Origin of the sequence: Streptomyces sp. 8K308 (assembly GCF_004348315.1) — a bacterium.
GTDB lineage: Bacteria > Actinomycetota > Actinomycetes > Streptomycetales > Streptomycetaceae > Streptomyces.
The window spans coordinates 1-7652 of record NZ_SMKC01000330.1 but is presented as its reverse complement, the minus strand read 5'-3'; the positions used below and the strand labels follow the sequence as shown (position 1 = coordinate 7652).

The 7652-nt window shown below is 71.2% G+C and carries 6 protein-coding genes, 3 tRNA genes and 1 pseudogene; 2 read left to right on the top strand and 8 right to left on the bottom strand.

Going from position 1 to position 7652, the window contains the following annotated elements; translation table 11 throughout:
• Window positions 1-2398, bottom strand: a 2398-nt coding sequence (locus E1265_RS30095) for a PAS domain-containing protein (RefSeq protein WP_132934144.1), incomplete at its 3' end; no start/stop codon positions are given.
• Between the two features lie 123 nt (window positions 2399-2521).
• Entirely contained in the window at window positions 2522-2983 is a 462-nt protein-coding gene (locus tag E1265_RS30090) for an SSI family serine proteinase inhibitor (RefSeq protein ID WP_132934143.1), read from the bottom strand.
• A 191-nt stretch (window positions 2984-3174) separates the two neighbouring features.
• Here E1265_RS30090 and E1265_RS30085 point away from each other — a divergent pair.
• Window positions 3175-3264 (top strand) — tRNA-Ser (locus E1265_RS30085).
• A gap of 163 nt (window positions 3265-3427) precedes the next feature.
• Window positions 3428-3500 (top strand) — tRNA-Arg (locus E1265_RS30080).
• Window positions 3501-3576: 76 nt separating this feature from the next.
• Here E1265_RS30080 and E1265_RS30075 read toward each other — a convergent pair.
• From E1265_RS30075 to E1265_RS30055, 6 genes and pseudogenes are all read right to left on the bottom strand, one after another.
• Window positions 3577-4134, bottom strand: a pseudogene (locus E1265_RS30075) (site-specific integrase); the annotation flags it as partial.
• Window positions 4135-4953: 819 nt separating this feature from the next.
• Window positions 4954-5301, bottom strand: coding sequence for a hypothetical protein (locus tag E1265_RS30070; RefSeq protein ID WP_132934141.1), 348 nt, complete (start codon window positions 5299-5301; stop codon window positions 4954-4956).
• A 265-nt stretch (window positions 5302-5566) separates the two neighbouring features.
• On the bottom strand, window positions 5567-5740 hold the full coding sequence (locus E1265_RS30065) for a hypothetical protein (protein ID WP_243741214.1): 174 nt from the start codon (window positions 5738-5740) through the stop codon (window positions 5567-5569).
• Window positions 5737-6069: a hypothetical protein gene (locus E1265_RS37420; RefSeq protein WP_165953931.1), complete on the bottom strand. Its 333-nt coding sequence runs from the start codon at window positions 6067-6069 to the stop codon at window positions 5737-5739. Before E1265_RS37420 ends, E1265_RS30065 begins: the two co-directional genes overlap by 4 nt.
• 258 nt (window positions 6070-6327) lie before the next feature.
• A tRNA-Ser gene (locus E1265_RS30060) sits at window positions 6328-6417 on the bottom strand.
• Between the two features lie 45 nt (window positions 6418-6462).
• Window positions 6463-7652 (bottom strand): trypsin-like peptidase domain-containing protein (locus tag E1265_RS30055; protein WP_132934140.1); only part of this gene is annotated, 1190 nt, incomplete at its 5' end.

Here is a 7652-nt window from a genome sequence, read left to right as displayed (position 1 = left end):
GCGCGGCGGTGGGCAGGGCGCCGGCCACCTGCCGGCGCTCGGGCAGGCTGGCCACCGGCACGCCCTGGCCGAGGGTCTGCACGCTGACGCCCGGCAGCGAGCGGTCGGGCTTGGCGCGGTCGCTGCCCGGCATGGGCAGGGCGCGCGGCTGTCGCACCGTGGGCACGCGGGGCGCGGTGCCGTCCAGGATCGGGCTCGCCGCCACCACCGAGTGCTCGACCGGCGGCGGCTCCTCGGCCACCGCCTCCTCTTGCGGTCCATGCTGTCGCGCCTCGGGGCCGGCGGGCAGCGCGGGGGGCCCGGATTGCTCGCCCCCTGGCGGCTGGGCGGGGCCGACGGGCGGCGTGCCCGGCACGCCCGGCTGGCCCACCGCCGGCTCGAGGCCCACCGGCCCGGCCGGCGCCGGCGCATTGGCCTGCGCGGGCACGGGCGCCGGGCCGAGCGCGATCGGCTCCTGCCGCGCCGGCTGCCCTTGCTGCTGTGGCAGTTGGACCACGGCCTCCTGGCCGCCCTGGCCGCCCTGGCCGCCCTGGCCGGCCGCGCGCCGCCGGCGGCCGGTCGGCTGTGCCGCCGCCTCGCCGCCGGGGCCCGGCTCCGCCGGCGTCTCCTCGGCCGGCGCCTGCGGCGCGGCGGTCAGCGCGCGCCGGCGCCGGCCGTTGCCGCCCTGCGTCCCCGACTGCTGCTCCGGCACGTGCTCTACGGGCGACTGCCGCTCGTCAGGCGCCGCCGCCCTGCGGCGCCGCCCGGTCGGCGACTGCCCGGCCGCCTGCGGCTCGCTCTGCAGATGCGCCGGCTCGATCGCCGCCGCCGGTCGGCGCGCCACGCCGCCCGTGCCGCGCGCCGGCTGCGCCGGCACCGGCATCACCGTCGTGTCGCCGCTACCGTCCCGCGCGGCACCGGCCCCGGTGCCGGGCGCCAGCGTGCCGCCGCCGGCCGCCACCGGGACCTCGAGCACGTACGCGGCGGCGCCGCCGACCTCGTGCGTCTGCAACACCCCGCCGTGCAGCCGGACGATGCCCCGCACGATCGGCTCGTGCACCGGGCTGCCGCCGCCGTACGGGCCGCGCACCTCGATCCGCACCACGTCACCGCGCTGCGCCGCCGCCACCACGATCGTCGAGTCGCCGGCGGGCGCGCCGCCCATGGCGGCCGCGGTCTGCCCGGTCGCGTCGACGCCGGCCACGTCGGCCACCAGGTGCGCGAGCGCCTGCGCCATCCGCTCCGGGTCGACCTCGGCCTCGATGGGCGGGGCGTGCACCGCGAACTGCGCGCGCCCCGGGCCGATCAGCTCGGTCGCGCCCTCGACGCCCGCCGACACCACCTCGTCGAGCGAGACCCGCTCGATCGACAGCTTCTCGCGGCCCTCGTCGAGCCGCTGGAAGCTCAGTACGTTGTCCAGCAGGGTGGTCATCCGCGAGTAGCCGGCGGCGAGATGGTGCAGCACCTGGTTGGCCTCGGGCCACAGCTGTCCCGCCGAGTCGGCGGCCAACGAGCCGAGTTCGCCGCGCAGCTGGTCAAGCGGCCCGCGCAGGCTCTCACCGAGCACCGAGACCAGCTGGGCGTGTCGGGCCGCCAGCGCGTCGTACTTCCGCCGGTCGCTGAACGCCAGTACGGCGCCCACGAGTTGGTCGCCGTCCCGGACCGGCGCCGTGGTCAGGTCCACCGGCACCGGGCGGCCGTCCTTGGTCCACAGCACCTGGCCGCGTACCCGGTGCTTGCGGCCCGAGGTCAGGGTGTCGTGGAGCGGGGTCTCCTCGAACGCCAACGGCGTGCCGTCGATCCGCGAGTGCTGCACCAGCGGGTGCAGCTCCTGGCCGCCGAGCTGGCTGGCCCGATGGCCGAGGATCTGCGCGGCCGCCGGGTTCACCAGCACGATCCGGCCCGCCGTGTCGACCCCTATCACGCCCTCGGAGGCGGCGCGCAGGATCATCTCCGTCTGTCGCTGCTGGCGCACCAGTTCCGCCTCGGTGTCCAGCGTGCCCGACAGGTCGCGGATGATCAGCACCAGCAGCTCCTCGCCGCCGTAGTCGTCCGCGAACGCCGCCTCTATGGCCGAGGCGTAGGGCGAGTGCGCGGAGTTGAGCCCGGCGCTCGTCACCTCGACCTGGAGCTCGACGCCGTCCGTGCGCCGGGCGACCATCCGGGTGGGCTTGGTCCTCGCGGTCGGATCGTCGTCGGGGCGACGCATCGAGCCGGGGATCCGGCGCGGGTCGAAGTCCGGGACGATGTCGAGGAGTCCACGCCCGACGAGCGGGGCGCCGGGGGCGCCCAGGGTCTCCATCGCGATGGCGTTGGCGTTGACGACGGTGCCGTTACCGTTGACGAGCAACAGCGCGTCGGGCAGCGCGTCGAGTATTGCGGCGAGGCGAGCAGCGCCTCTCGCTGGCCTGCTGCTCACGACGTCGGTTCCTCCCTCTACCCACGTGTCTTCAGTGCACGTCCCGCGCGCGTCATTAGGGGGAGTCTACGGCCCGCCGCAACAGGCGCGACGAGGCGGCGCGAAGAACCTGCTCACACACGCTCACGGCACCATCTCGGGGAGCGCCGGCACCAACGCGTCCCAGCGCGCGATCTCGCACCCGTCCGACCGGGTGAACTCCGTGGACACCGACTCGCCTTCCCACACCCCCTCGACGGTGGCGTGCGCCGGGCCGCCGTACATGTAGGTGCAGAGCGTCCCCTCGTCCGTCGTCTCGAACGGCTGCTCGCTGGCGAGCAGCGTCTCGCAGGCCGCGTCCGCCTCGGGGTGGTCGCCGCCGGCCGGGTCGCAGGTGAGGGTGTGGGTGCCGTTGGTCTCCTCGGTGGCGTCGGCGACGGTGATCACCAGTTGGTGTGTGGGGGCCACGGCCGGCTCCACCCGAGGGCCGCGCGGCCCCTGCGGCGCGGCGGCCACGATGGCTGACGCGAACAGGACGAGCGCGGCGACGAGACCGTTCTTCTTCCGCGACTTCCGCGTGCTCGGTGTGTTCGGCGTGTTCGACATGATGCGCGCTCCAGGAGGTGTGCGTTGTGTGATCGAGCCGTTACTCGACCCCCACTGCTAACGCTCCCGACCGGAGTCCGTTGCGCAACTCGACGCGGCGGCGACACCCCCGTAGGGTGGAATCCGATTGGCTGCGGCCGTTCGGGCTGTGGCATCATTTGCGAGCACGTAGCGACCACGCTGTCGTGCGAGGAGGCTTCGCCTAGTCTGGTCTATGGCGCCGCACTGCTAATGCGGTTTGGGGTTACCCCCCATCCCGGGTTCAAATCCCGGAGCCTCCGCCGTCATCCAGCCAAGCCCCGGCCCACCCGGCCGGGGCTTCGCCACGTTAATGGATCACAGTCACCGCAGGTCAGGGCCACACGACCGCCCCCGGGACAACTGATTTCACCCCTGGCCCGCAGTGCTGTAATGTTGTCCCCGCACCGGCCCCCAGGGGCCAGGGCGCTCGTAGCTTAACGGATAGAGCATCTGACTACGGATCAGAAGGTTGCAGGTTCGAATCCTGCCGAGCGCACAGGTCAAAGCCCCGTTCCGTGATTGGAACGGGGCTTTTGCGCGCCGTACAGCAGCGGAGTACCGCAACGGTCGGGTCAGGTGGTGAACCCGCCCGCGAGCCGCTGCAACGCCTCCCTGACCTGCTCCTCGGTCGCCTCGGCGTACACCTCAAGCGTCATCGCGATCTGCGAGTGCCGCAGGATGCGCTGCGCGATCTTGGGGTGAACCTTCAGCGCGACCAGGAGTGAGCTGGTGGTGTGCCGGGTGTTCCGCAGCGGGATCACCCGGCCGCCTGCCCGCCGGGCCCGCACCGCGAAGTGCCGAGTGAGGTTCCCCGGCTCGATCGGCGTGCCGTAGCGCGTGGTGAAGATCAGATCGTGCCGGTCCTGCCACAGGTCGCCGGCCGCCCGCTTGGCGTCGAGCTGCTGCTGACGCCGGAGCTTGAGCGCGGCAAGGCACAGGTCCGGCAGCGGAAGGAAGTCGTCCGAGTCCTCCGTCTTGGTCTCCCGGTGCAGGATCGCGCGGCCCGCCCGCTGGAGCTGGTGATCAACGTAGAGCTCCCCGGTGTCGAAGTTCACCGAGTCCCAGGTGAGCCCCAGCACCTCCCCACGCCGCAGCCCGAGAACGAGGGCCAGGACCCACGCCGCGTAGAGCGGGTCACCGCGGTCAATCACGGTCGCCGAGAGACGTTGAGCGGAAGGTGGATTGCCCGGGAGTTTCAGCAGGTCAGGAGCGTGTTCAGCGGAATCTATACGGTGATTCCCAAGCTCAGGTCTGTTGACCGCAGACGAGGTGGCTCTCTGGCGCATAGGGCTGTACGTTGCTCCCATGACCGACAACCGAAGGGGCAATGCCGCGTAGGCGCCCGTCAGCTCTGCGGGGTGAACTCCCTGTCCGCGTCCTGAGGCGGCGATGGTACCCGTCCATCGATCGCCTTTCAGGATCTTGCACAGCGGACCTCCGTCGGCTCGAGCGAACCCGCTTCTGGCCCGAGGCCACGGAGGAAGCGTTCTGGCATTGGAAGGCCCTTGCCCACGGCCCCCTCAGACGATTCGCAGACCCGCTCCCGAGCCCTGACTGCGGCATCCCTGAGTGCGGATGTAACGCCGGCCACTTCCGCGGTCACCTCGAAGCCGTCCTCCATGCGCTGCCCAAGAAGAGCGCGCGCGAGCTGCGCGCACTCGTGTGGGCCCTCGATAACAGGATTCTGGCGAGAGCCAAGGTCATCTCGGCCGACAGCCTGGACGTGCCATGGTGGCGACAACAGTTCTAGCACCGTGGGCCACCGTCTCAGTTTCCGTCTCATTCAGCCCCGTTCACGGCCGTGCAGACGGACCCAAGCCCAGTACGACACGGAGGCCAGCCGCCCATGAACGCAGGTGAACGCCACTGCACCACCCCAGCAACCCACCAACACAGTTGGAAAGCGTGTTGGCCTCCTTGCGCTTCAGCGGGTGGCGCGCGTCGTGATGTCAGAGTTCGCTGGAGGGCTGCCGTACCCCGGTGCATGCCAACAGCTCGCTACCGTCCTGACTGAGAAACAGCATGAAGACCCATGACCCGTCGACGGCCCTGATTTGTCCCAGGCGAACCGGCTGGCCGTGCCGCGCGAGGAGTTGCACGGCGCGATCCAGACCCGTCGTGTCGATGCTCTTCCGGACGGTGTGCCGGAGTCGACGTCCGTAGATCTTGGCGAGCGAGTCGGCGGACGCGGTGCCGTCCCAGACAACGTAGGAAGCGCCGCCGCGCAGAGCGGCCAGGGCAGCCGGGGACGCCTCGTCATCACCGGTCAGTAGTCGTTCGAGCTGTTTCCGCTCCATCGATCAGCCCCCGGTCAGGATCGTGCTGTACAGCAGCCGGATACAGCAACCCCAGCAACCGCCCCCGCTCAGTAGTGTCCTCTGGAGGCCCCGGAGCGACCGGTATGCCCCTCACCGACCGATCGATTTTGAGCTACGGATCAGAAGGTTGCGGGTTCGAATCCTGCCGAGCGCACAGCAGGCCAGAGCCCCTGTCGAGTGATCGACAGGGGCTTTCGCGTGCCCGCTGACGGCAGCGTTTGACGGCAACGACCAGGCCCGCTGATCACACGGCCGCGGGGACGCTCCCGGGTCCGCCGTCATCCTCGGCGCCGTCGCCGTCACCCCTGAGAGCGTCGCCGACCTGGCCGAAGGCGGAGCGCTGGGCGTCGAGACGGACGAAGGTGCAGACGTCCATGGTCACGCGGATGGAGCTGTGCCCGAGGACTTCCATGATCATCCAAGCGTCTGCCCCCTGTTCGGAAGCGGACATTGCACATACGGGCGCGGACCTTCCTCCCAGGTGCGGAGCGCAAGCCCGTCGACACCTGATCTGCGCAGGTACTCGTCCGTGAAGTCGGTCGCTTCCTGCTCCGACATGCGATCCGTCGCCATCCAACCCCGGATCAGCTCATGTCGCGCGCTCGCAACGAAGCTATCCACGTAGGTCAGGAGCTCTTCCACCGAGCCCTCGGGGTTCTCCTCGCGCCATCGGGCAATGCGCGCCTGCCACTCCAACGCGTACAGGGCTTGATCTTGTAGCACTTGCCGAAGCATGACGGCTCTCATGTGCGGAGTCTGCCTTCCACCCCGCGAGGCGCTGAGGTAGTACCAGAAGCGGCAACAACCACCCTGCTGATACGCAGCGGACTACAAACCACCAGCCTCATGAGCAGTCCGACAGACCTAAGCAACCGGCTCCACCATGCCCCTCGCGTGCCCCATCGGGCGGGAATGGCGGGGAGCCACGGTCGCCGGCGGGGTGCCGGACACAGCGACGGCCCCCGCACCAGACGTGCTGGTCGGGGGCCGTTCGCTGGGCTCAGGTGGCGGAGGCGGTGAGATTCGAACTCACGGTGACGTTGCCGCCACGACGGTTTTCAAGACCGTTCCCTTCGGCCGCTCGGGCACGCCTCCTCGTGCGCCGGTGGCGGCGCACTCGGACAGCGTAGCGGCTGTGGGTCACTGGTCTCCCACGCGTTCGCCCAACACCAGGGTGGTGGTGCGCTCCTGGCCGTCTCGCTCGTAGGTGATCTCGACTGAGTCGCCCGGCTGGCGGGCCCAGATCTGGCTGATCAGGGTGGGGCCGCTGTCGATGATGCGGTCGTCGAAGCGGGTGATCACGTCGCCGGGCTGGAGGCCGGCCTCGTCGGCGGGGCCGCCGGGGGTGACGGGCTCGCTGCCGTTGTTGGTCGACTCGACGATCTGCGCACCGTTGGTGACCATGCCGCCGGACTCCACCGAGGCGCCGATGATCGGGTAGATCGGCTCGCCGCCGTCCATCAGGTCCTGGGCGACGCGCTCCGCCTGGTTGATCGGGATGGCGAAGCCGAGGCCGATGCTGCCCGCCTCGCCCCCGCTCGGGTTGGGCTGGATCGCCGAGTTAACGCCGATGACCTCGCCGTCCGCGTTCAGCAGGGGGCCGCCCGAGTTGCCCGGGTTGATGGAGGCGTCGGTCTGCAGCGCGTTCATGTAGGAGGCGCTGCCGCCCTGGCCGTCACTCGAGGCGACGGGGCGGTCCTCGGCGCTGATGATGCCGGTGGTGACCGTGCCGGAGAGGCCGAAGGGTGCGCCGATGGCGATGGTCGCGTCGCCGACGGCCACCTGGTCCGAGTCGCCCATGGGCAGCGGCGACAGGTCGCGCCCCTGGAGGTTGGTGATGCGGATCACCGCCACGTCGTAGCCCTCGGCGCGGCCGACGACCTCGGCGTCGTAGCTCTCCCCGTCGGAGAAGGTGACGGTGAGGGAGCCGCCGTTGGCCGCGCTGGCCACCACGTGGTTGTTCGTCATGATGTGGCCCTCCTCGTCGTAGACGAAGCCGGTGCCCGTGCTGCCCTCGGCGGCGCTGCCCGCCTCGATGGTCACCACGCTGGGCAGGGCCGCCTCCGCTATCCCGGCGACGGAGTCCGGCGGCCTGGCCACCGTCTCGCTGCCGCGGTCGGCGGAGACCGAGGCCGAGTCGCTGTCGCCGCCGGCCACCAGGTAGCCGATCCCGCCGCCGACGCCGCCGGCGAGGAGCGTGGCCGCGACGATGGCGGCGATCAGCCCGGTGCGGCGCTTCTTCGGCGGGGGCGGCGGCGGGAACGCGGCCCAGGTCTCGGAGACGGGACCGGCGCCCGGCGGCTCGCTCGGGAGCGGGGCGGGGGCGGAGG